Annotated in this window: 19 protein-coding genes and 1 riboswitch; of the genes, 9 read left to right on the top strand and 10 right to left on the bottom strand. The window is 66.1% G+C overall.

What is annotated here, in order from left to right:
* Positions 1-2: 2 nt before the first annotated feature.
* The 6 genes from ruvA to IB268_RS19245 all read right to left on the bottom strand — a co-directional run bounded on the left by ruvA (position 3) and on the right by IB268_RS19245 (position 5,525).
* Positions 3-575, bottom strand: a complete 573-nt coding sequence (gene ruvA / locus IB268_RS19270) for a Holliday junction branch migration protein RuvA (RefSeq protein ID WP_013391723.1) — start codon at positions 573-575, stop codon at positions 3-5.
* Positions 576-700: 125 nt separating this feature from the next.
* A complete protein-coding gene (gene ruvC, locus IB268_RS19265) occupies positions 701-1,249 on the bottom strand; it encodes a crossover junction endodeoxyribonuclease RuvC (RefSeq protein ID WP_054457336.1) in 549 nt (182 codons plus the stop codon).
* Positions 1,249-2,838 carry a bifunctional phosphoribosylaminoimidazolecarboxamide formyltransferase/IMP cyclohydrolase gene (gene purH, locus IB268_RS19260; protein WP_192354647.1) on the bottom strand — a complete coding sequence of 530 codons (1,590 nt, stop codon included), beginning with the start codon at positions 2,836-2,838 and terminating at the stop codon, positions 1,249-1,251. Before purH ends, ruvC begins: the two co-directional genes overlap by 1 nt.
* Before the next feature lie 101 nt (positions 2,839-2,939).
* Entirely contained in the window at positions 2,940-3,179 is a 240-nt protein-coding gene (locus IB268_RS19255; protein WP_006217670.1) for a helix-turn-helix domain-containing protein, read from the bottom strand.
* A 36-nt stretch (positions 3,180-3,215) separates the two neighbouring features.
* A complete protein-coding gene (gene dusB, locus IB268_RS19250; protein WP_054457331.1) occupies positions 3,216-4,241 on the bottom strand; it encodes a tRNA dihydrouridine synthase DusB in 1,026 nt (341 codons plus the stop codon).
* A 114-nt stretch (positions 4,242-4,355) separates the two neighbouring features.
* A complete protein-coding gene (locus tag IB268_RS19245) occupies positions 4,356-5,525 on the bottom strand; it encodes a UbiH/UbiF/VisC/COQ6 family ubiquinone biosynthesis hydroxylase (protein WP_175213835.1) in 1,170 nt (389 codons plus the stop codon).
* Between the two features lie 79 nt (positions 5,526-5,604).
* Here IB268_RS19245 and IB268_RS19240 point away from each other — a divergent pair, with 79 nt between their 5' ends.
* A complete protein-coding gene (locus tag IB268_RS19240; RefSeq protein WP_054457327.1) occupies positions 5,605-6,069 on the top strand; it encodes a hypothetical protein in 465 nt (154 codons plus the stop codon).
* Positions 6,070-6,092: 23 nt separating this feature from the next.
* On the opposite strand, the gene IB268_RS19235 is transcribed toward IB268_RS19240, so the two are convergent.
* Complete coding sequence (locus IB268_RS19235; RefSeq protein ID WP_054457325.1) at positions 6,093-7,436, bottom strand: aminopeptidase P N-terminal domain-containing protein; 1,344 nt, start codon at positions 7,434-7,436, stop codon at positions 6,093-6,095.
* Between the two features lie 129 nt (positions 7,437-7,565).
* Positions 7,566-7,798, top strand: a riboswitch (yybP-ykoY riboswitch).
* A 7-nt stretch (positions 7,799-7,805) separates the two neighbouring features.
* Here IB268_RS19235 and IB268_RS19230 point away from each other — a divergent pair.
* From IB268_RS19230 to IB268_RS19210, 5 genes are all read left to right on the top strand, one after another.
* Positions 7,806-8,810, top strand: coding sequence for a sodium:calcium antiporter (locus IB268_RS19230; RefSeq protein ID WP_192354646.1), 1,005 nt, complete (start codon positions 7,806-7,808; stop codon positions 8,808-8,810).
* Positions 8,811-9,251: 441 nt separating this feature from the next.
* Positions 9,252-9,605, top strand: coding sequence for a hypothetical protein (locus IB268_RS19225; RefSeq protein ID WP_054449923.1), 354 nt, complete (start codon positions 9,252-9,254; stop codon positions 9,603-9,605).
* A 421-nt stretch (positions 9,606-10,026) separates the two neighbouring features.
* Positions 10,027-12,825, top strand: a complete 2,799-nt coding sequence (gene mgtA / locus IB268_RS19220; RefSeq protein ID WP_192354645.1) for a magnesium-translocating P-type ATPase — start codon at positions 10,027-10,029, stop codon at positions 12,823-12,825.
* A gap of 52 nt (positions 12,826-12,877) precedes the next feature.
* Positions 12,878-13,981 carry a porin gene (locus IB268_RS19215; protein WP_192354644.1) on the top strand — a complete coding sequence of 368 codons (1,104 nt, stop codon included), beginning with the start codon at positions 12,878-12,880 and terminating at the stop codon, positions 13,979-13,981.
* Between the two features lie 87 nt (positions 13,982-14,068).
* On the top strand, positions 14,069-14,944 hold the full coding sequence (locus IB268_RS19210) for a cytochrome c oxidase assembly protein (protein WP_156337297.1): 876 nt from the start codon (positions 14,069-14,071) through the stop codon (positions 14,942-14,944).
* 30 nt (positions 14,945-14,974) lie between these two features.
* On the opposite strand, the gene IB268_RS19205 is transcribed toward IB268_RS19210, so the two are convergent.
* Positions 14,975-15,823, bottom strand: coding sequence for a MerR family transcriptional regulator (locus tag IB268_RS19205; protein WP_125471652.1), 849 nt, complete (start codon positions 15,821-15,823; stop codon positions 14,975-14,977).
* Between the two features lie 300 nt (positions 15,824-16,123).
* On the opposite strand from IB268_RS19205, the gene IB268_RS19200 reads away from it, so the two are divergent.
* Together IB268_RS19200 and IB268_RS19195 are read left to right on the top strand one after the other, a co-directional pair.
* A complete protein-coding gene (locus IB268_RS19200; RefSeq protein ID WP_225591415.1) occupies positions 16,124-17,461 on the top strand; it encodes an FAD-binding oxidoreductase in 1,338 nt (445 codons plus the stop codon).
* Between the two features lie 85 nt (positions 17,462-17,546).
* A complete protein-coding gene (locus tag IB268_RS19195) occupies positions 17,547-18,992 on the top strand; it encodes an amino acid permease (RefSeq protein ID WP_192329766.1) in 1,446 nt (481 codons plus the stop codon).
* 28 nt (positions 18,993-19,020) lie between these two features.
* Here IB268_RS19195 and galU read toward each other — a convergent pair whose 3' ends face one another.
* Positions 19,021-19,872, bottom strand: a complete 852-nt coding sequence (gene galU, locus IB268_RS19190; RefSeq protein WP_119449691.1) for a UTP--glucose-1-phosphate uridylyltransferase GalU — start codon at positions 19,870-19,872, stop codon at positions 19,021-19,023.
* Between the two features lie 57 nt (positions 19,873-19,929).
* Here galU and IB268_RS19185 point away from each other — a divergent pair, with 57 nt between their 5' ends.
* Positions 19,930-21,456 carry a M48 family metalloprotease gene (locus IB268_RS19185; RefSeq protein ID WP_054449936.1) on the top strand — a complete coding sequence of 509 codons (1,527 nt, stop codon included), beginning with the start codon at positions 19,930-19,932 and terminating at the stop codon, positions 21,454-21,456.
* Between the two features lie 36 nt (positions 21,457-21,492).
* Here the strand turns inward: IB268_RS19185 and IB268_RS19180 are convergent, their stop codons facing one another.
* Positions 21,493-22,593, bottom strand: a complete 1,101-nt coding sequence (locus IB268_RS19180) for a YheT family hydrolase (RefSeq protein WP_192354643.1) — start codon at positions 22,591-22,593, stop codon at positions 21,493-21,495.
* Positions 22,594-22,597: the final 4 nt, after the last annotated feature.

Genomic DNA, 22,597 nt, shown 5'->3' with positions numbered 1-22,597 from the left:
TTTCAGCGCACCAGTGCTTTCAATGCCTGCTTGATGCCGTCGGACACGCCCACGCCTTCGGGCAGCGTCTTCAGCGCCGACAGCGATTCCTTTTCTGAATAGCCCAGCGCCAGCAGCGCGTTCAGGATGTCCGACTGGTTGTCCGGCGCCGCGTGCGGCGAGGCGCCGATGTCCGCGCCCAGTTTGCCCCGCATTTCCAGCAGCAGGCGTTCGGCGGTCTTCTTGCCGATGCCGGGCACGCGCGTCAGGCGGCCCGATTCCTGCAGCGTAATGGCCTGCGCCAGGTCAGCCACCGACAACCCCGACAGCACCGACAGCGCGGTGCGCGCGCCGATGCCGCTGACCTTGATCAGTTCGCGGAAAGCGCTGCGTTCGCCTGCCGAAGCGAAGCCGTACAGGATGTGGGCGTCTTCGCGCACCGTCAGGTGCGTGTAGAGCGTGACGCGCGCGCCCGTGTCGGGCAGCGAGTACAGCGTGCTCATGGGCACGTCGATGTCATAGCCCAGACCGCCCACGTCCACACAGATGGTGGGCGGGAGTTTCTCGATCAGGGTTCCGGTGATGCGTCCGATCATGGTAATGGTGGCCTGGCAATGGTGAGGCCGCTGAATGCGCGGCGGATGCGGGGATTCTATACGCGCGGGCGCGCATGCGGCGGGAACGGGTCCCGCTTCGCGGCAAATCGCGGCGTGCCAGGCGTTCAGCCGATCAGGCGGCCGTTGCGGATGCGGGTCTTGCCGCTCATGCGCAGCGAGGCGCCCAGGCGTTCGAGCTTGTCCTGCAGCGGGCCGGCATGGGCATGGCAGATGGCACAGGCCAGCGCGTCGGCCGAGTCGGGCGCGGGCGCGCCGTCCAGCGACAGCAGGTGCTGCACCATCATCTGCACCTGCTCCTTGGCGGCGCGGCCGGTGCCGACCACGGCTTTCTTGATCTGCAGCGCGGTGTACTCGTGCACGGGCAGCGAACTGTCGGCCAGCGCGCACAGCGCGGCGCCGCGCGCCTGGCCCAGCAGCAGGGTGGAAGCGGGGTTGGTGTTCAGGAAGATGATTTCCAGCGCGGCCACGTCGGGTTGCGTGTCGCGAGCCACCTGGCGCAGATTGTCCAGGATGACCTTGAGGCGTTCGGACAGCGCCAGCGCCGGCGGGACCACGATGGTCCCGCTGGCCACATAGCGCAGCCGCGGGCCGTCGGCATCGATCACACCGAAGCCGGTGCGGCGCAGGCCGGGATCGATGCCGAGGACGCGCATCAGTGGCGGAAGTGGCGGGTGCCGGTCAGCACCATGGCGATGCCGTGCTCGTCGGCTGCGGCAATCACTTCGTCGTCGCGCACGCTGCCGCCCGGCTGGATCACGCAGGTTGCGCCCGCGGCCACCACCACGTCCAGGCCGTCGCGGAACGGGAAGAAGGCGTCCGACGCCACGGCCGAGCCCTTCAGGGTCAGACCGGCGTTTTCCGCCTTGATCGAGGCGATGCGGGCCGAGTCGATGCGGCTCATCTGGCCGGCGCCCACGCCCAGGGTCATGCCGCCGCCCACGAACACGATGGCGTTGGACTTGACGTACTTGGCGACCTTCCAGGCGAATGCCAGGTCGTTCATTTCGGCTTCGGTGGGCTGGCGCTTGCTGACCACCTTGAGCGCGTCGCGCGGCACGTTGTAGGCGTCCGGGCTCTGCACCAGCCAGCCGCCGCCCACGCGCTTGATGTCGAAGGCGTTCTGGCCCGTGCCCATCGGCACTTCCAGCACGCGCACGTTCTTCTTGGCGGCCAGGATGGCCAGCGCGGCGCCGTCATAGGCGGGAGCCAGCAGCACTTCCAGGAACTGCGCGCTCACGGCTTCGGCCGTGGCGGCGTCGACCGGGCGGTTGAAGGCGATGATGCCGCCGAAGGCCGAGGTCGGGTCGGTCTTGAAGGCTTGCTGGTAGGCGCCCAGCGTGTCGGCCGCGACGGCCACGCCGCAGGGGTTGGCGTGCTTGACGATGACGCAGGCGGGCGCTTCGAAGCTGCGCGCGCATTCCCAGGCGGCGTCCGCGTCCGCAATGTTGTTGTAGGACAGTTCCTTGCCCTGCAGCTGGCGGTAGTTGCCCAGCAGGCCAGCCGGACGCTGCGCGTCCACGTAGAAGGCGGCGGTCTGGTGCGGGTTCTCGCCATAACGCAGGGCCTGTTCCTGCTTGACCTGCAGGGTCAGGGTGCCGGGCCATTCATTGCGGGGCGGCACGGCTTCCTGCTTGGGCTCGGCTTCGGCCAGGCTGGTCAGGTAGGCGGCGATGGCGCCGTCGTAGGCGGCGGTGTGGGCGTAGACCTTGGAGGCCAGCGCCAGGCGCAGGCCGTAGGAGGTGTTGCCGCCCTTGTCCATTTCGGCCAGCACGCGCGAATAGTCGACGGGGTCGATCACCACCGTCACGCCGCCGGCTTCGGTGCCGTGGTTCTTGGCCGCCGCGCGCAGCATGGCCGGGCCGCCGATGTCGATGTTCTCGACGGCGTCGGCGAAGGTGCAGTCCGGCTTGGCAACGGTTTCGCGGAACGGGTACAGGTTGACCACCAGCATGTCGATGCGGTCGATGCCTGCCGCCTTGATGGTGTCCATGTGCTCGGCGCTGTCGCGGCGCGCCAGCAGGCCGCCGTGGATTTTCGGGTGCAGCGTCTTGACGCGGCCATCGAGAATTTCGGGCGAACCCGTGTGGGCCGCCACTTCGGTGACGGTCAGGCCGGAGTCGGCCAGCAGCTTGGCGGTGCCGCCGGTGGACAGCAGGCGCACGCCGCGCGCAGCCAGGGCGCGGGCAAATTCAACGATGCCGGTCTTGTCGGACACCGAAAGCAGGGCGGTTTCGATTTTCATGGTGAGGGACGGAGTGGGGCGGGAGCGCCTTTCTCGTTCAGGTCGGATGGGAAATCTGGGGGAGCGGGCGGCGCGATGCGCCTGCCGCCCGCGCGCGAAAGCTATACCTGGATATTGTGCGCCAGCAACTTCTTGCGCAGGGTGTTGCGGGTGATGCCCAGCATTTCGGATGCCCGCGACTGGTTGCCGCCCGACCTTTCCAACGCCACTTCAAGCACCGGGCGCTCCACGCAGCGCATCACCATGTCCCACATGTCGTGGGGTTCGGATTCGCCCAAGTCTTCGAAATAGCGCTCCAGGCTGGCGCGCACGCATTCTTCCAGGACATCTTTCTTGCTCATTTGAGTACAGATATTTTTATGTTGGTGTTGAGGCGGTTATGCCGCCAGCAGGGCTTCTGCGACCGGCGCCGGATGGGATCCGCCGTCGCGCGAGATGAGGTCGAACCAGTCCGACACGGCCCGCCACTGGTCGCGGGTGTTGTCGATCAGATTCATGCGGGCGCAGAACGAATCCGCCCCCGGCAGGCCGTCCAGATACCAGCCTATGTGCTTGCGCGCCGTGCGTACGCCGGTGTGCTCGCCGTAAAACCGGTAATGGTCGTCGAGATGTTCGAGCAGCAGCTCGCGCATTTCCCCATAGGAGGGAGGGGCCAGTGTTTCGCCCGTGCGCAGGTAGTGGTCGATTTCGCGGAAAATCCAGGGACGGCCTTGGGCCGCCCGGCCGATCATGACCGCGTCGGCGCCAGTGTAATCCAGGACGTGCCGGGCTTTTTCGGGCGTAGTGATATCTCCGTTGGCGACAACGGGGATTTTCAGCTCGGCCTTGACGGCGCGGATAGTGTCATATTCCGCCTCGCCCGTATAGAGGTCGGCGCGGGTGCGGCCATGCAGGGTCAGGGCGGCGATGCCGGCGTTTTCGGCCATTTTCGCCACCCGCAGGGCATTGCGGCTTTCGCGGTCCCAGCCCGTGCGGGTCTTCAGGGTCACCGGCACGTCCAGCGGCGCGCAGGCGGATACCACCGCGTCCAGGATGCGGGCGATCTGGTCTTCATGGCGCAAGAGCGCCGACCCGGAGGCCACGTTGCAGACTTTCTTGACCGGGCAGCCCATGTTGATGTCGATGATCCGGGCGCCCTTGCTGGCGTTGAACACCGCCGCCTCCGCCATCATGGCAGGGTCGGCGCCGGCAATCTGCACCGAAATGGGGGCGATCTCGCCGTCATGGTTCAGGCGGCGGGAGGTTTTGACGCTATCCCACAGCTTGGGGTTGCTCGCGGCCATTTCCGAGACGGCATAGCCCGCCCCCAGCTTCTTGCAAAGCTGGCGGAAAGGACGGTCCGTCACGCCCGCCATGGGCGCGACCAGCACGTTGTTGGGAAGGGTCCATTGACCTATGCGCATGCTCACATTTTAACCGGCTCGTTCGCGCCCTCTTTGTCACCTGGAGAACAATTCGTAACAAAGGAAGGCGAAAGCAGACAACCGCCCCCATTATCGGGGGCGGATAGGAAGAGTTCAGGCGCGGAAACCTTGCAGCAGATGCTGCGCCAGCGGCGCGCGCAGCGGAGAGGCCAGATCCATCCCCAATAAGGCCAGACCACAGGCGTGCTCCACCGGCGCCAGGCCGGTCGAGAAGATGCGGGGCATCAGATCGGTCAGGCCGGCGGTGATGAAGCGGTCCACGTGGCGCGCTCCGGCGAATTCCGCCAGGGCGGAGCCGGGATTGACCTCCGGGTGAGCCAGCCAGCCGGCCAGCGTCTGGGCCAGGCGGGCTGCGTCGCGCAGGCCCAGGTTCAGGCCCTGGCCTGCGACCGGATGCAGGGTTTGCGCGGCATTGCCGATGGCCGCCAGGCGGCCGTGCACCTGGGCGCGGCGGGCGCTGAGCGCCAGCGGAAAGACATGCCGGGGCGCCTGGCTGGAAAGCCGTCCCAGGCGGTCGCCGAAGGCGACGGACAGCGCCCGCGAAAACGCGGCATTATCCAGCGCCGCCAGTTCGGCCGCGCGCTCGGGCGCGCTGCACCAGACCACCGAATAGGCGTCCGGGGTCTGCGGATGCGGCAGCAGCGCCAGCGGGCCCTCGGCGGTGAAGCGCTCCCAGGCCCAGCCGCGGCGGGGCAGGGTGGCGTGCGCCGTGGTCAGCACCGCGTGCTGGTCGTAGTCGCGGCGCACGTCGACCGCGCCCGCGCCGTCGGATTGCACCGCCACCCGGCACAGCAGCGTCGTGTCGCCTTGTTCGATGCGCACGCCGTCCGCGTCCTGCATGCCGATCCGGGCGGGCGGGCCCGGCAGCACGGTGACGCCGCAGGCGGCCACGCATTCGTCCAGCTTGGCATGCAGGCCGGAATAGGCGACCACGCTGCCCAGCTGCGGCACGCCGAAATCGGTGTTCTGGATCAGCGTACGGCCCAGCCGGCCGCGTTGCGACACATGGATGTTGCGGATGTCGGCCGAGCGTTCGGGCCAGGCATGCAGCGACTCCAGCAGCACCCGGCTGCCGTGGTTCATGGCCAGCACGCGGGGATCTGTGGCGGGCGCCGCCGCCGACGGCGCGACCGGGGCGGGCGCGCTGGCGGCAAGCAGCGCGATGCGCGCGGGGTCGGGCGCCACGCGCGCCAGCATCAGGGCCAGCACGCGGCCCACCGGGCCCGCGCCTAGAATCGCTATGTCGAAGGCGGATGAAGTCATGCCCGGATTCTAACCGTCCACTACAATCCGCAGCAGCCGGCGCGTCTTGGCGCCGTGGTCCTCTTTTCGGTCGATCGACATGACGCAGCTACAGGCCTCATCCCCGTTGTCCGCAGCTTCCGCCCGCCGCCCGCGCGGCAAGGTCGCGGTCGGGCTGCTGGCCTGCCTGTTCGGGGCGGTGGGGGCGCATTGGTGGTATCTGGGGCGCCGCCACGCCTGGCTGGTGACCGCGTACACGCTGATCAGCCTGTTCTGTGCCGTCAGCTTCTACCCTGTCTGGTACGACAACCCCGCCTTCTTCCTGGTGTTCATACCCATGGTCGACGGGTTCATCGAGAGCGCGGTGTTCTCGTTGATGCCGGACGAGAAATTCGACCGCCTCTACAACGACGGATTGGGCCGGCCGACCCAGACCGGCTGGGGGCCGGTGCTGGTTGCGATCCTGGCCTGCCTGGTCGGCGCCATCGTGTCCATGTTCGCCATCGCCATGGTGGTGGTCTACACCTGGATCGCCATGGGCTGGCTCGACGGCTACGTCTTTTAGCGCGGCTCTGGCGCGCCGCCAGCCTACTCGCGCATCAGCGCTTCGATCTCGCCGGCCTGCACCGGCACGCCGCGGGTGATGAGTTCACAGCCTTCGTCCGTGACCAGCGCGTCGTCTTCGGTGCGGATGCCGATGTTCCAGTAGGCCTCGGGCACGTCGTCAGCGGGCCGCACGTAGATGCCGGGCTCGATCGTCAGCATCATTCCCGGTTCCAGCTTGCGCCAGGGGCGTTCGGCGCCGTGGGCCGGGCCGGGCTGGCGGTAGTCGCCCACGTCGTGCACGTCCAAGCCCAGCCAGTGGCCGGTGCGGTGCATGTAGAAGCGGCTGTAGTCGCCGGATTCCAGCACCCCGTCCAGCGAGCCTTTCAAGAGTTTCAGGTCCAGCATGCCCTGCGCCAGCACGCGCAGGGCGGCCTGATGGCCGTCGTTGAAGCTGCGGCCGGGCGCCGTGGCCTGGGCGGCGGCATCCTGCGCGGCCACCGTCAGGTCGTACAGCGCGCGCTGCGGACCGCTGTAGCGGCCGTTCACCGGGAATGTCCGGGTGATGTCGCTGGCGTAGCTGTCGACCTCGCAGCCTGCGTCGATCAGCACCAGGTCGCCGTCGCGCAACACGGCTTCGCCGGCCGGGTAGTGCAGCACGCAGGCATTGGCGCCGGTGGCCACGATGCTGTTGTAGGCCACCGATTGCGCGCCGTGGCGGCGGAACTCGTACAGCAGTTCGGCCTCGATCTCGTACTCCCGCATGCCGGCGCGGGCGACGCGCATGGCGCGCACGTGGGCGCCGGCGGAGATCTTGGCCGCGCGCCGCATGGCCGCGATTTCCGTGGCGTCCTTGATCAGCCGCATCTCGGCCAGCAGCGGCCGGATGTCCTGTTGGCGCGAAGGCGGCGCATGGCCGCCGCGGCCGGCCTCGCGCGCCGCGGCCAGCCAGCGGTGCAGGCGCCCGTCGCTGCGCTTGTCGCCCGCCAGTGGAGCGTACAAGGTGGCATGGTCCTGCAGCAGCGCAGGCATCAGTTCGTCCAGCGCATCGAGCGGATGGGCGTCGTCGAAGCCGAAATGCGCGGCAGCCGCCTCGGGGCCGAAGCGCTTGCCCTCCCATATTTCATGTTCGATGTGGCGGGGGCGGCAGAAGAGCACGGCGCGGTCGGTCGCACCGGCGGTCAGTACCAGCCAGGCGCCGGGTTCGGTGAAGCCGGTCAGGTAGAAGAAGTCGCTGTCGTGCCGGTATGGATATTCCGCGTCGCGGTTGCGCGTGGCTTCCGGGGCGGTCGCCAGTATGGCGATGCCGCCGCCCTCCGCGCGCATCTGCGCCATCAGGCGTTGGCGCCGCGCGGCGTAAGGGGCGATGTCGTCGGGAGGCAGGCTCATGGCGGACTGGGGCGCGAACCCCGGCAGGGTGAGGATGCCGTTTACTTTACCTGCCATCCCCTGCTTGCGACAGCCCGCAAGGGGCGCACTGAATTCGCTGGACCGCGCAGGCCAAGCTGCTACAATCGCCGCTCTGTCATTGGGGAGTAGCCATCCTTTGTCCCCACAAAGGAGCTAGCGTCAACAGACTTGGTGGTTCAGCGCTGCGCAGCAGCCGCTAGAACTCCATGGCGCTAGTAGCGGTATCCATGCACGGCGGCACCCGCCGCATGGATCAGCCAGGCGAGACCTTTGGCCGCGTTGCGTTCACCCCAGCCGGGCGAGCCGCGACGTCGCGCCAATTGGTTTCTGCTCGTCCGGCTCGCCCATATGTTTCTCACCCTGTTCCTGTTTTTCCTGTCAGCGGCAGTGATCTACTTCGCCTGCGAGTTCTTCGTGAACGGCGTCGAATGGGTCGGCCATCGCTTCCAGCTTGGCGCCACCGCCACCGGCACCGTGCTGGCCGCGTTCGGTACGGCCTTGCCGGAAAGTGCCGTGACCTTCATGGCTGTCGTGTTTGGCGAGACCCCCGAGCAAAAAGACATAGGCGTCGGCGCCGCCATGGGCGGCCCGCTGGTGCTGGCGACGCTGGCGTATGCGGTGGTTGGCCTGGCTCTGTGGCGCTCGCGCCGCGGGCGGGCCACGCAGGCGGACTGTATCAACGCGGACCAGCGCCGGCTGGCCCGCGACCAGGCCTGGTTCATGGGCATCTTCATCTTCAAGGTGGGCCTGGGCCTGCTGGCCTTTGCCTGGAAGCCCTGGTTGGGCATCCTGTTCCTGGCCACCTACGGCCTTTACGTCAAGCGCGAACTCAGCAACGACGAGGAGAGCCTGGACAGCGAGGACCTCGAACCGCTGAAGCTGCGCCCGCGCGACGAGGATCCGAGCATGTTCTGGGCAGTCACGCAGACGGTGCTGGCCCTGGTCGTGATCGCCGGGGCATCGCATGTGTTCGTGAACCAGATCGAGGTGCTGGGCGTGGCGATGGGCGCATCGCCTCATGTGGCCGCGCTGTTGCTGGCGCCGGTGGCGACCGAGCTGCCGGAAATCATGAACGCGCTGATCTGGGTGCGCCAGGGCAAGGAACGGCTGGCGCTGGCCAATATTTCGGGCGCCATGATGATCCAGGCGACCATCCCAAGCGCGCTGGGTATCTTCATGACGCCCTGGCTGCTGGACGGTCCCCTGCTCGCGGCAGGCCTGTTCACGATGCTGTCGATCGGCCTGCTGTGGCTCCGTTTCCGCCGCTCGGCCATGAGCGTGCCGGCGTTGTCGGCCGTGGGGGGCCTGTATGCCGTGTTCGCAGCCTATCTGGGCTGGCATTTCTACGTCTGACGGCGTTTAGTGCGCGGGGCTTGGGGCCCCGCGTTTTTTTTTGCATTCAGGCTCGATTTAGCGCCAAAAGCCTTGTCCATAAGTGGAAACCCGCGTAAAATCTTGCCCGTTATCCATCCCAGGAGCAGTCTTCGTGAATACCGATTCCGGCGAAAGTTGTCGATCTTGCATCGACGTCGCTGTTTAACAGGTCCACGCAGAACTCCGTCTGCCGCAGCCTGTTGAACAGGTTGCGGTTGTATCCCAAGCTCCAGGCGCAAGCCCGGGCAATCGCGCAAGCCAGCGGCTTGCCGGGAAACTCCCCAACATAAACCGCCAGAACCGCCGCTTCAGCCGCAGCGTCAGCGTTCGCGCACGTTTTTCTCGTGCCTGTCCGCCACGCGCAGCGCGCATGCGCGCGTATTCGCGATCACGCTCCCCATTCTTGCAATGGAGGTCGTTATGCGTTTCTTCGACTTGTTCCTACGCCGCGCCGGCGTGGACCGCGCCACCGCCCTGGGCCGCCGCCGCGGCACTTCGCGCCTGACGGTCATCTGTCCGCGCGACGAGCTGGGCGCCTTGCGCAAGCAGATCTGCCTGGACTTCAGCGCCGCCGGCCTGGACGTCTCGCAAGTGCAGATCGACCAGGGCCGGGATCCTGGCATGGCATCCGCCTGCATCACCGTCAATTGCCCCCCGGAGCTGCGGGGCGAACTGATGTCGCAGGCGCGCCGCCTGAGCGCCAATCCCGCCGTGCGCCACGTGCATTTCGGCACCCAGACCACGACGCCGGCCGCGCAGGCCGCGCTGGCCTGAAGCCGCCCTTTCTTCCACAGGAGAGATCATGCCCAGTGCCTTAGACCCCGAGCCTCGATTGCGCCCAGTGCGCGGCGCCGGCATGCCTGTCTGACCTGTCTCCTCGCTGCGAGCCGACAGGCAGGATAGTCATCCTGGCCCGTACGGAGTCCGCAGCCAAGAATCACCGGCCTGGCCCACGTCGCGTGCGCCTCTGCCGCCGGTACCGATTCCTCCGCTAGCTCCCATCCGTTTTCCGCACCCGGCGCATTTCATGCGATCCGGATACCGGCAACATTGCCCCGGCGCCTGCGCACGCCTGTACGCGGCGGTTTGACGGCTTTCTGCGCGAAAGCCGCGGACCGCTGCTGCCCGCGCGCAGCCAGCAGAGGGCAGGGTCGTCCGTGTCTCCAACAACTACACGTACAACCGGAGCACTCCGATGTTCAAGTTTCTCAAGTCCTTCTTTACGTCGGCGGCGGGCCTGCGCCATAGCGCCAGACACTTCCGCCGTTCGCCCATGCCGGAACGCGGCGTCGCGACCGCCGCGGCGTCTTCCGACACCGCGCGCCATGCCAACCGCCAGATGCTGGACCTGTCGCGCATGGGCTTCGGCGCCCTGTTCGCCCTGTTCGGCAGCAGCCGCGGCGGGCTGTCCGAGGCCCAGGCGCAGACCGCGCGCGAACGCTACGGCGCCAACGAGGTCGACCACGAAAAGCCGCTCTCCTGGTACACGCATCTGTGGCTGTCCTATCGGAATCCGTTCAACCTGCTTCTGACCGCGCTGGCGGCGCTGTCCTGGCTCACCGACGTGCGCATGGCCGTGCCTGACGACCAGTCCTGGACGGCGGTATTCATCATCGGCGCCATGGTGCTCATCTCCACCGTGCTGCGGTTTGCGCAGGAACAGCGCTCCAGCCGCGCCGCCGAGGCGCTCAAGGCCATGGTGCAGAACACCGCCACCGTGCTGCGCAGCGACCCGGCGACCCAGGCCGAGGGCGATGCCCGCCGCTATTTCGGCGTGGCGCTGCATGTCAGCGGCTCGCGCCAGATCGAGGTGCCGCTGGCGGAGCTGGTGCCGGGCGACGTGGTGCTGCTGTCGGCGGGCGACATGATTCCCGCCGACTGCCGCATCCTGAATGCCAAGGACCTGTTCATCGCGCAGGCCGCGCTGACGGGCGAATCGCTGCCTGTCGAAAAGTACGCCACGCAGCGCAGCGAGACCGCCAACGCGCTGGAACTTGAGAACATGGCGTTCATGGGTACCAACGTGGTCAGCGGCTCGGGCAGCGCCCTGGTGGTCGCCACGGGCTCGCGCAGCTACTTCGGCCAATTGGCCGGGCGCGTCACGCAGACCAGCCGTGCGCCGACCCAGTTCCAGCAGGGCATCAACCGGGTGAGTTGGGTGCTGATCCGTTTCATGCTGGTCATGGCGCCCATCGTCATGCTGATCAACGGCTTTACCAAGGGCGATTGGATGGAGGCGCTGCTGTTCGCGCTGGCCATCGCCGTGGGCCTGACGCCCGAAATGCTGCCTATGATCGTCACGGCCACCCTGGCCAAGGGCGCAGTGCGCATGTCGCGCCGCAAGGTCGTGGTCAAGCGGCTGGACGCGATCCAGAACCTGGGCGCGATGAACGTGCTGTGCACGGACAAGACCGGCACCCTGACCCAGGACCGCATCGTGCTGGAGCGCCACACCGACGTCTACGGCGCCAGCAGCGACGACGTGCTGGCCTACGCCTATCTCAACAGCTACTACCAGACCGGTTTGAAGAACCTGCTGGATGTGGCGGTGCTGCAGCACGCCGAAGTCGAGCGCAAGCTGGATCTGGCGGCAAAGTACCGCAAGGTCGACGAGATCCCCTTCGATTTTTCCCGGCGCCGCATGTCGGTCGTGGTCAACGAAACCGAGAATGGCCGCGAGCATCACGAATTGATCTGCAAGGGCGCGCTGGAGGAGATGCTGGCGGTCTGCACCCGCCTGCGCGTGGGCCACGAAGAGCATCTGCTGACCGATGCCCGCCGGGCCGACATCCGCCAGGTGACGGCGGACCTGAATCGCGACGGCCTGCGCGTCATCGCGGTGGGCGTCAAGGAAATGCCGCCCACCCAGCAAACCTACGGCGTGGCCGACGAGTCCGATCTGGTGCTGGTCGGATACATGGCCTTCCTGGATCCTCCCAAGGAATCCACCGCCCCCGCGCTCAAGGCGCTCAAGGATTCCGGCATCGAAGTGAAGGTGCTGACCGGCGACGTGGAGCTGGTGACGCAGAAGGTCTGCCGCGAGGTCGATTTCGAGGTGCGCAAGGTCTATCTGGGCGCCGATATCGAGGCAATGGACGAGGCGCAACTGGCCGCCGCCGTGCGCGAGGCCAATGTGTTCGCGCGGCTCACGCCGGCCCACAAGGAGCGCATTGTGCGCAGCCTCAGGGCCCAGGGAAACACCGTGGGCTTCATGGGCGACGGCATCAACGACGCGCCAGCCCTGCGGGCGGCCGACGTGGGCATCTCGGTGGATTCGGCGGTCGATATTTCCAAAGAGGCTGCGGACATCATCCTGCTGGAAAAGAGCCTGATGGTGCTGGAGGACGGCGTCATCGAAGGTCGCAAGACCTTCTGCAACATGCTCAAGTACCTGAAGATGACGGCCAGCTCGAACTTCGGCAATGTCTTCTCGGTCCTGGTCGCCAGCGCCTTTCTGCCGTTTCTGCCGATGCTGCCCATCCACCTGCTGGTGCAGAACTTGATGTACGACATTTCCCAGACCGCAATCCCGTTCGACAATGTCGACGAAGAATTGTTGAAGAAGCCCCAGCAGTGGGACCCTGACGGCCTGGGTCGCTTCATGGTGTTTTTCGGTCCGATCAGCTCCCTGTTCGACATCGCCACCTATGCGCTCATGTGGTACGTTTTCCAGGCCAATACGCCGGAACACCAGACGCTATTCCAGTCGGGCTGGTTCGTCGAAGGATTGTTGTCGCAGACGCTCATCGTCCATATGATCCGCACACGCAAGATCCCGTTCCTGCAAAGCCGCGCCGCGTGGCCGCTGATGGGCATGACCCTGCTGGTGGTGACGATGGGGTTGCTGCTGCCGTTTTCGCCCTTGGCCGAGTACCTCCAGCTGCAGCCGCTGCCGTTGAGCTACTTCCCCTGGCTGGTCGGCATCCTGTTGGCCTATTGCACGCTGACGCAGTTCCTGAAGGGAATCTGGGTCCGCCGCTACGGCTGGCAATAAGTAGATGAGGCCCGCGGCGGGCGCAAGCCCGCCGCGCGATCAGGAGAAACACATGAGAATCGCTACTTTTGCCGCGCTGATGGCAGTGGGCCTGGCCCTTCCCTTGGCGGGTCGCTGCGCCGAGACCGGGCAGGGGCTGACGCTGTACGGGGTGGTGGACGCGGGGCTGGCCGTCACCTCGGTCTCGGGGCAGGGCAGCCACAGCGGGCTGCTCGACGGCGGATTGACCGATACCCTGTGGGGCATGACGGGGGCGGAAGACATGGGCGGGGGCTGGAGCGCCAGGTTCCAGCTGGAAAGCGGCTTCGATCCCTCGTCGGGCAAGCGGGCCGACGACGACCGCTACTTCAATTACGCCGCCTGGGTCGGCCTGGGGCATGACAGCTTCGGCGACCTGCGGTTGGGGCGCCAGCACACCATAGGCCAGGTCTACGGCAATTCCCTGGAAATCGCGTCCTGGAAGGAAATGGGCATGGGTGCCACCTTCAAGGCGTCCGACAACTACCAGCTCAGCAACCTGGTCAATTACTACACGCCGGTATGGCAGGGCTTCCAGGCAGGCATCGGCTATTCCTTCGACGCCGACGACCGCAGCCAGTTCAAAACAGCCAACAACAACCGCGCGCTCAGTCTCGGCCTGAAATATGAGGATGGACCCTTGCTGGCGGTCGCCACCTGGGACCAGCTGCGCCTGGCCGACGCGCCGCCGGGCAGCAACGGACGGCCGCAAGCGGTCCAGCTGGGCGCTTCCTATGACTTCGAGGTGCTGAAGCTGTCCCTGGCATGGTCGCGCCAGCGCAACGGCGATGTCGGGCTGGACGGGGGCGATCCCGACGGACTGGGCATGGGCCTGGGACCGGCTGCCTTCGTGCGCGGCGGCACGGTCGATGCCTGGCTGGTCGGGGCCAGCGTGCCGGTCGGGCCTGGAGCCGTGCTGGTGCAATGGTCGCTGGCCCATCCGGACTGGCATTGGGACAACGGCATGACGGCGCGCAATGCGCAGGTGATGACGCTGGGCTATACCTACAGCCTGTCCCCGCGCACGACGCTCTATGCCTTCGCCGGCTATGCGTCGAACTACACGCTGGACGACCAGTTCGATCCTGCCCATTCCCACACCACGCGGGTGGGCACGGGCATTTCGCACCGTTTCTGAGCGCCGGGGCAGGGCGGGCCGGGGTCAACTACAATCGGCGGGTGCGGCGCATGGCGCCCGTCCTCGTACAGCCCCGACGTTTTCCGGATGGTTTGCATGGATAGTCTCGAATGGCTCATACCCTGGGAGTTCTCTCCCACGCTGGTGGCCTCCTTCCTGGTGGCCATCGTGCTGTTCGTGCGCGGCCAAAAGGTCCATCGCGTGACCGCCGCCCGCAGCATCCTGTTCTGGACCGGCATGGTGCTGCTGTACCTGTCCATGCATACCCGGCTGGACTACTACGCCGAGCGCATGTTCTTCATCCACCGCATCCAGCATCTGGTGTTGCACCATCTGGGGCCGCTGCTGGTGATGGCGGCATTCCCGGGGCAGGTGATGCGCGCGGGCCTGCCCATGCGCTGGCGCATCCGCCTGCGCGACTTCCTGCGCACCGGCGCCGGCCGCGCCACGGTGGCGGTGCTGACCCACAAGATCTTCGTGCCGACGCTGTTTGTTTTCCTGGTGCTCGTCTGGCTGATCCCGTCGGTGCAGTTCTATTCCATGCTGGACTGGCGCCTCTACCGCCTGATGAACTGGTCGGTGGTCATCAGCGGCTTCATGTACTGGAACCTGATCCTGGACCGCAGGCCCGCGCCTCCCGCGGCCATGACGCCGGGCGGCCGGGTCATTTCTCCCGTGCTGACGATGCTGCCGCAAATGGTGGCCGGCGCGGTCATTGCCTTCACTGAAAGCGACATCTATCCGCTGTTCGAACTATGCGGCCGCGCCATCGCCATGTCGGCCCAGACCGATCAGACCATAGGCGGCCTGACCATGTGGATTCCGGCCGCGCTGGTCGAGGTGATCGGCCTGATGGTGGCCCTGGGAACCCTGATGCGCCTGTCGGCCAAGGGGCGCTTGCGCAAGGCGGATCGCGATGCGCTGGCCCGTTCCAAGGCCCGTGCCCGTGCCGCTTCGGCCTGAAAACCGCGGCGGGTGGCATATGCCGTCAGCTTAGAAGCTCTTCGGCGTATTGACCCAGAACAGTTCCACGGTTTGCTCGCCGACGACTTTCCACGAATGAGGCCGTCCGCTCAGGAACGAAATGCTGTCTCCGGCGCGCAAGGTCACGGGCGCCGCCAGATCGACCGTAATGCTGAATTCGCCGGCGATGACGTGTATGCACTCCTCTCCATGGTGCGTATAGGCGCCTTCACTGCGGGCGCCCGGCGCCAGGACCCATTTCTGGCAGTCGAGCGAAGGCAGGCTCGTCGCGAGCTGCAGGATCTGGATGCCCGCGCCGAACGACGGGGCATGTCTTTCCTGGCCCTTGCGCACCACCTCGGCCGCGTTGCGCGACGGCTTGGGCGACACCTCCGACAGGGCTGTCAGCGACGTGCCATAACAGGTGGCAAGCAGCTTCAGGCTGGCGACGGTGGCCCCGCGGCCTGTCCGTTCAAAGGTGGAAATGAAGGACACGGGCAGGCTGGTTTCATCTGACGCTTCTTTCAGCGACAAGTCGGCGCTGCGGCGCGCGGTGCGAAAACGCAGTCCAAGCGCGGCGGCGTCAGCCATTTCACGGGCCTGGGATGCCGTGGCGCCTGAGGCGGTCGAGGGTGGCGCCGCGGACGCTGATCCGGCCTGCGACTCCTCCAGTACGCGACGGATCGCAGGCATGTTCAGGCCGTTGATCTGCCGCAGACGAACGATATGGGATACCCGAGCCAGATCTGCATCTGAATAGATGCGCTGTCCCGTTTCGGTGCGCGCCGGAACGAGGAGGCCGTGTTGCTCCCATAGCCGCAGCGTCGAAATGTTCGTGCCCGTGAGGCGCGCGACGTCGCCGATTCGATACTCAGACATGCGAGTGAAGTTCCTGTGCTGGTGCGGTGGATGGACCAGTGTGGCAGTTCGTACAGAATATATATAGATAAATTATATAAATCCGATCCTTCATGATAGGACCGGACATATCGGGGAAAGCCCCTATTTTTTGCAAAAATCAGCTTCGATAGGATCACAACCTACAGAAATTATGTAGATATATTCAATTCGAGGCGCGGCTGGATTAAAGCCGCTTTGCTCATGATCATTTCACGCCATACAAGCCAAGCCGAACCTTTCCTGCAACGCAGCTTCTGGATGCAGGAGGCGGAGCCCGCCATGCAGGCAAGTGCGCCCATGACCGGTAGCCAGGCCGCCGACATCGTGATTATCGGTGGAGGCTATGTAGGCCTGTGGACGGCGTTGAGCATCAAGGAGCTCAGTCCTTGGTCCAAGGTCGTGGTCCTGGAACGCGACGTTTGCGGCGGGGGCGCTTCAGGGCGCAACGGCGGCATGGTCATGTCCTGGTGGCCGAAAATCGCTTCGTTGCTTGCTTTCGCGGATGCCGACGAGGCGCTGTTCCTGGCCCAGGCCTCGGAACGCGCCATCGATGAAATCGAACAGTTCTGCGGCCGCCATCGCATCGATGCGCACATCCGCCGCGGGGGATGGCTCTGGACTGCCACTTCCGAGGCGCAACAGGAGTCATGGGACGGCACGCTCCAGGCCTGCGCCCGGGTCGGCGCGCGTCCCTTCGAGTACGTACTCCCGGAGGACGTTGCACGTCGAACCGGGTCTCGCATGCACAGGGCGGGCGTGTTCGAGCGCGGCAATGCCACGGTGCAGCCGGCACGGTTGGTGCGCGGTATGCGCAGGGTGGCCCTGGAGCGCGGCATCGTGATCCACGAGAACACGCCGGTGCTGGAGTTGAGCGACGGCTATCCGGCGGTGATCCGCAGCGCCTTGGGCACCATGCTGGCCAAAAGCGTCGTGCTGGCGACGAATGCATGGGCCGCGGCCATTCCTGAAATCTCAAGGCTGATCGTGCCCGTCAACAGTTCCATCGTCGTGACGCAGGCGATCCCCGAGCGCCTGGCTTCCCTGGGCTGGACCGGAGGCGAAGCCATCACCGATTCGCAGTTGATGGTCGGGTATTACCGGACCACAAGAGACGGGCGGATCGCGTACGGCAAGGGTACGGGGGCGCTTTCCCGGGGAGGCGTCATCGACGCCACCTTCAGCCGCCACGAAGAAAGCTGCCGGATGGCGGAACAGGATTTCCGCCGCGCCTACCCGATGCTTGCCGATGTGCGCGTCTCGCATGCGTGGTCGGGCCCGATTGATCGGACTTACGACAGCCTGCCCGTTTTCGGCACCTTGTCCGGTACGGGGCACATCCACTACGGAGTGGGTTGGAGCGGCAACGGCGTCGCTCCCAGCCTGTTGGGCGGCAGGATTCTGGCGAGCCTGGCCCTGGATCGCAACGATTCTTGGCGCCGCTGCGCCCTGGTTGGCCGCAAGCCCAAGCGGTTTCCGCCCGAACCCATCAAGTACTTCGGCGGTTCGCTGGTCCGCAACGCCGTACGCAGAAAGGAAGCGCGCGAAGCGCGGGATCTTGCGCCGCGCTGGCTGGACGCGCTCCTGGCCGGGTTCGCGCCCGCGGGACTTGAAGATTAGGGTCAGGCGCGCCTTGCATCAGGCCTGTGCGGAAAAAAACAAAACAAGCGCGTTCCATACCGGGGGCGCGGTCAAAGGAGAAAGCATGTCTAAGGGTGAGGGACTCAAGGGTGGGCTGCAATCGCGCCACATGACGATGATTTCCATTGCCGGGGTCATCGGCGCGGCCTTGTTTGTGGGGTCCGGCAAGCAGATCGCGCTGGCCGGACCCGCGGCGATCCTGGCTTATCTGGGCGGCGGGATCCTGGTGTTTCTAGTCATGCGCATGCTGGGCGAGATGGCCGTGGCCCAGCCCGATACCGGTTCCTTTTCGACTTACGCGGATCGCGCTATCGGGCGCTGGGCGGGTTTCACCATCGGTTGGCTGTATTGGTACTTCTGGGCGCTGCTGATGGGGTGGGAAGCCTATGTCGCGGGACAGATTCTGCATGGCTGGTTCCCCGTGGCGCCCAATTGGGTCTACGCGCTGCTCCTGACGCTTGGGTTGATAGGCGTCAACTTCATGAACGTCAGGAACTACGGGGAATTCGAGTTTTGGTTCGGCCTGATCAAAGTGGTGGCCATCGTCTTGTTCCTGGTGGTCGGAACGCTGGCGGTTGTGCACCTGTGGCCCTTTGGCGATGCCGGCGGCATGTCCAATCTCGCCGATCGGGGTTTCATGCCCAATGGGCCCGGCGCCGTGGTCACCGCATTGCTGGGCATCATGTTCGCAATGATGGGCGCGGAAGTCGTCACGGTGGCGGCGGGAGAGACCTCCGAGCCCGGTGGCCAAATCGTGAAAGCCATCCGATCGGTGGTCTGGCGGATCTGCCTGTTCTATGTAGGGTCCATCTTTCTGGTGGTTTGCCTGGTGCCCTACGACACGCCCGCCCTGGTCGACCCGACGCGTGGCAGCTACAACGTGGTGCTGGACGCGATGGGCATTCCCTACGCACAATTGATCGTCAACGCCATCGTGCTGACTTCGGTCTGCAGCTGCTTCAACTCGGCGCTTTACGTCTCGTCGCGCATGCTCTATTCATTGGCCCGTCGCGGCGACGCGCATCGCATCATGGCCGTTACTGGCGTTTCGTCCGGTGCGCCGTACGTGGGCGTGGTCATATCCAGCGTGTTCGCATTCGTTGCCGTCTACATGATGGCGACGTCCTCGATGGACCTGTACGACGTCCTCATGCAAACCACGGGCTGCGTAGCGCTGTTCGTCTACCTGACCATCGCATGCTGCCAACTGCGCATGCGGCAGCGCCTGCAGGCTCAGGGAGCCGAACTGAAGTTCAAGATGTGGTTGTTTCCCTGGCTGACCTGGGCGGTCATCCTGTTCATCTGCGCAGCCTTGCTGACGATGGTGCTGGAGGGTACGTACCGCCAGGAGGTGCTGTACACGTCCGCACTGGGCGCCGTGATCGTCCTGATGGGCGTGGCGGCACAGCGCTTTGGCATCGGCGGGCCGAAGGCCCATGAGCCCTCGGCGCGGAAGATTCTGGAACAAGGCTTCAACGGCCGGCGCGAGGCCGCGGCGCTCAAGCCTTGACGCGGCACGAATAGCCGCAGGCTTGCGGCTATTCCGGCAGCAGGCCGTGGTACTTCTTGCCCAGCGCCACGGTGGCCTGGAACATGCCGGCCTTGCTGCCACAGTCGTAGCGCACGCCTTCATAGCGGTGCGCATACACGGCGCGCTCGCGCATCAGCGAGGCGATGCCGTCGGTCAGCTGGATCTCGTTGCCGGCGCCCATCTTGGTCGAGCGCAGGTGGTCGAAGATCGCGGCTTCCAGCACGTAGCGGCCCACCACGGCGAGCGTCGACGGCGCGGCTTCGGGGTCGGGCTTTTCGACGATATGGGTGACGCGTTCCGTGCGGCCGTTGGCGCTGGCCTCTCCCTGGCGGGTGGCCACGATGCCGTACTTGCGGGTATCCGCGCGCGGCACGTCCTGTACGCCGAGCACACTGGCGTTCTGCGCCACGGCCACGTCAATCAGCTGCTTCAGCGCGGGCTGGTCGGAGTCGATCAGGTCATCGGCGAGCAGCACGGCAAACGGTTCGTCGCCCACGGCCGGCGCGGCCGACAGCACCGCGTGGCCCAGTCCCAGCGGGGCCGACTGGCGGATGTAGAGGCAATTCACATGCGCAGGTAGAATGCCCCGCACCATGGCCAAAAGCTCGTGCTTGCCCTTGCTTTCCAGGTCCGATTCGAGTTCCGGCGCGGAGTCGAAGTGGTCTTCGATGGCGCGCTTGTTGCGCCCCGTCACGAAGATGAGATCGGTGATCCCGGCGGCCACGGCTTCTTCCACGGCATATTGGATCAGCGGCTTGTCGACCACGGGCAGCATTTCCTTGGGCATCGCCTTGGTGGCGGGCAGGAAGCGCGTACCCATGCCGGCGACGGGGAAAACGGCTTTACGGACAGGACGCATTGAGACCTCGTTGGGGCTATCGATGAAACATTTTAAGCGCATCGCTATCATAGGCTTATGAACCGCAGGAAAATGCCATCCATTTGCTCGATTGCGAAACGGGGTGCAATCGTCGGGCTGTCCGTGGCCCTGGCCGTCCCAGCCCTCCCCATCGCCGCCTGGGCGCAGCCCGTAGGCCTGCCCTCGATGGGTGCGGCCTCTGCCGCTGAACTGTCCCCTGCGCTGGAGCGCAGCCTGGGCGAGGCCATCATGGCCCAGGGGCGGCGCGACCCGACCTATGTGGACGATTCCGAACTCAGCCAGTACCTCACCACCATGGGGCGCAAACTGGCTGCCTTCGCGCCCGGCGCGGTGCCCGAGGTCGAGATGTTCGGCGTGCGCGACCCCGAAATCAACGCTTTCGCCATGCCCGGCGGCTTCATCGGCGTCAATACGGGACTGATCGTGGCTTCCGCCAGCGAGTCCGAACTGGCGGCGGTGCTGGCGCACGAAATCGGCCACGTCGTGCAGCGCCACATCGCCCGCGGCATGACCCAGCAGAACCAGAACAGCATGGTGATGCTGGCGAGCCTGGCGGGGGCGCTGCTGGCGGCCCTGGCCGGGGGCGGCGGCAACCTGGCGGTGGGCGTGGCGGCATTCGGCCAGGCCGCGGCCATCAACCGCCAGCTGGGTTTTTCGCGCGATGCGGAACGCGAAGCCGACCGGGCCGGGCTGCAGATGCTGACCAAGGCGGGCTACGACGCCGAAGGCATGGCGCAGATGTTCGGGCGCCTGATGAATGCGTCGCGCCTGAATGAAGGCGCGGGCGGCGGCTCATGGGCCAGCACCCACCCGCTGTCCATCGAGCGTATGTCGGACGTGCAGAATCGGGTGCGCAACCAGTCTCCGGTGGCGCGCCACGTGGATAGCGACGACTTCTGGTACATACGCGCCAAGATGCGCGTGGTGCAGGGACGCGACGCGGTCAGCCTGCGCACCGCCGGCCAGCAATTGCAGGACGAGGCCCAGGCCCTGTCGGGCGTACGCAAGTCGGCCGCCTACTACGGCCTGGCGCTGCAGGCGTTCCAGCGCAACAACCTGGCCGAGGCCGAGCGCAACTGGAACCTGGCGTCGGCGGACGGTCGAAGCTCGGCCCAGCTGGCCAAGCTCAGTGTGGATATCGCCCTGGCCCGCAAGGAGTACCCCCGGGCGCTGGAGCTCGCCCAGGCTGGCACCAAGCGCTGGCCCGCCCACCGGGCCCTGGGCATCGCCTACGCCCAGGCGCTGCAAAGCGTCGGCCGCCACACGGACGCGCAGGAATACCTGCGGGCCAAGATCAAGCAATGGGGCAGCGACGAGCCCAGCCTCTACCAGATGCTGGCGCAGAGCGAAGACCGCAACGGCAAGCCCGTGGCCGCGCGCCGCGACCAGGCGCGCTTTTACGTCATGACGGGCGCATACGCCGCCGCGGAATCGCAGCTGCAGCAGGCGCGCAACATGTCCACCGACTTCTACGAGCAGTCTCAGATCGACGTGCAGATCAAGGAAGTGAAGGACAAGCTGGCCGAAGAGCGCCAGTTGCTGGAACGCTTCAAGTCGGGCTGAGCGCCCGGCCGAGCCGGGCAGGGCGCAGGACGCGCCCTACAGGCCGGTTTCGAAGAAGCGTCCCAGCCGCTGGGGCAGCCAGTTCAGGTGGGCGGGGAAGCTGCCGGTCGGAAAACCGGCATGGCCGCCATCGGTAGGCTGATGCAGCAGGATGGTGGACGAGCATTCCTCGGGCGTCGGCAGCGACGCGGCCGGCACGAACGGATCGTTGCGGGCATTGAGCACCAGCGTCGGCACGGATACCTTCGGCAGCCAGGGCTTGCTGGACGCCCGCGTCCAGTAATCCAGCGCATTGCGAAAGCCGTGCATGGGCGCGGTGTACGTGTCGTCGAATTCGCGCAGATCATGCGCATGGGCGATGCGCATGACGTCCACGGCGCCGGGATAGCGGTGCGCCTTCTCCAGCACCTTGTGCTTGAGCGTCTTCAGGAAATGGGCGGTGTAGACCCTGCGGTTGAATATGCCGGTGGATAGCGTCTTGCCGCAGGCCACCAGGTCCAGCGGCACGGACACGCCCGCGCAGGCCGTCAGCCAGCCGGTATCCTCCTGGTGTTCGCCCAGGTATTTGAGCAGGGCGTTGCCCCCCAGCGATACGCCGACCGCATGCCATCGAGCATGCGGGATGCGCTGGCGCACGGTATTCAGCATGAAGCCGACCTCGGCCGAATCACCCGAGTAGTAGGCGCGGGCCAGGCGGTTGGGCACGCCCGAGCAGCCGCGGAAATGCGCGATCACCACGATCCAGCCGCGCGCGCGGAAGTGATGCGCGATGGACTGCGCATAGCGGCTGTTGCTGCCGCCTTCCAGGCCGTGGAACAGGATCAGGGCTGGGGTATCGGGCGTATGCGGCAGGGACTTCCAGTCCGCATCCGTCATCCACCGGGCCGCGGCGGTCTTGCCATTGGCAACCGGACGCTGGCCGCTGACGGGCGCACCGTCGGCGGACTTGTGTGGGAACAGGCCCGGACCGGTCCAATCGAAATCGACAAAGTCGGTGTCGGGCGTGTCCACCCGTTCGCGCACGAATGCGATGCGGTGATACTGCGCGAACAGGGCGGCATAAACCGTCTGGCTGTCGCCTCCGGGCAACCAGGAGGGGACGGGACAGGGCGTTGTATCAAGACGAGCAGCGGCCAACTAA

Source organism: Achromobacter sp. ACM01 (genome assembly GCF_014851745.1).
In the GTDB taxonomy this organism is placed as follows: Bacteria; Pseudomonadota; Gammaproteobacteria; order Burkholderiales; family Burkholderiaceae_B; genus Achromobacter; species Achromobacter aegrifaciens.
The sequence above is the reverse complement of the archived record's forward strand: the minus strand, read 5'-3'. Positions and strand labels throughout refer to the sequence as shown.

Excerpts from the sequence above, each read along its gene's own strand:
- IB268_RS19210 (WP_156337297.1), top strand. The coding sequence starts at position 14,069 with ATGGTTTGCATGGATAGTCTCGAATGGCTCATACCCTGGGAGTTCTCT.
- ruvC (WP_054457336.1), bottom strand. The coding sequence starts at position 1,249 with ATGCGCGTCCTCGGCATCGATCCCGGCCTGCGCCGCACCGGCTTCGGT.
- IB268_RS19205 (WP_125471652.1), bottom strand. The coding sequence starts at position 15,823 with ATGTCTGAGTATCGAATCGGCGACGTCGCGCGCCTCACGGGCACGAAC.
- ruvA (WP_013391723.1), bottom strand. The coding sequence starts at position 575 with ATGATCGGACGCATCACCGGAACCCTGATCGAGAAACTCCCGCCCACC.
- IB268_RS19200 (WP_225591415.1), top strand. The coding sequence starts at position 16,124 with ATGCAGGCAAGTGCGCCCATGACCGGTAGCCAGGCCGCCGACATCGTG.
- IB268_RS19225 (WP_054449923.1), top strand. The coding sequence starts at position 9,252 with ATGCGTTTCTTCGACTTGTTCCTACGCCGCGCCGGCGTGGACCGCGCC.
- IB268_RS19235 (WP_054457325.1), bottom strand. The coding sequence starts at position 7,436 with ATGAGCCTGCCTCCCGACGACATCGCCCCTTACGCCGCGCGGCGCCAA.
- dusB (WP_054457331.1), bottom strand. The coding sequence starts at position 4,241 with ATGCGCATAGGTCAATGGACCCTTCCCAACAACGTGCTGGTCGCGCCC.
- purH (WP_192354647.1), bottom strand. The coding sequence starts at position 2,838 with ATGAAAATCGAAACCGCCCTGCTTTCGGTGTCCGACAAGACCGGCATC.
- IB268_RS19240 (WP_054457327.1), top strand. The coding sequence starts at position 5,605 with ATGACGCAGCTACAGGCCTCATCCCCGTTGTCCGCAGCTTCCGCCCGC.
- mgtA (WP_192354645.1), top strand. The coding sequence starts at position 10,027 with ATGTTCAAGTTTCTCAAGTCCTTCTTTACGTCGGCGGCGGGCCTGCGC.
- IB268_RS19215 (WP_192354644.1), top strand. The coding sequence starts at position 12,878 with ATGAGAATCGCTACTTTTGCCGCGCTGATGGCAGTGGGCCTGGCCCTT.
- galU (WP_119449691.1), bottom strand. The coding sequence starts at position 19,872 with ATGCGTCCTGTCCGTAAAGCCGTTTTCCCCGTCGCCGGCATGGGTACG.
- IB268_RS19195 (WP_192329766.1), top strand. The coding sequence starts at position 17,547 with ATGTCTAAGGGTGAGGGACTCAAGGGTGGGCTGCAATCGCGCCACATG.
- IB268_RS19185 (WP_054449936.1), top strand. The coding sequence starts at position 19,930 with ATGAACCGCAGGAAAATGCCATCCATTTGCTCGATTGCGAAACGGGGT.
- IB268_RS19255 (WP_006217670.1), bottom strand. The coding sequence starts at position 3,179 with ATGAGCAAGAAAGATGTCCTGGAAGAATGCGTGCGCGCCAGCCTGGAG.
- IB268_RS19245 (WP_175213835.1), bottom strand. The coding sequence starts at position 5,525 with ATGACTTCATCCGCCTTCGACATAGCGATTCTAGGCGCGGGCCCGGTG.
- IB268_RS19230 (WP_192354646.1), top strand. The coding sequence starts at position 7,806 with ATGTTTCTCACCCTGTTCCTGTTTTTCCTGTCAGCGGCAGTGATCTAC.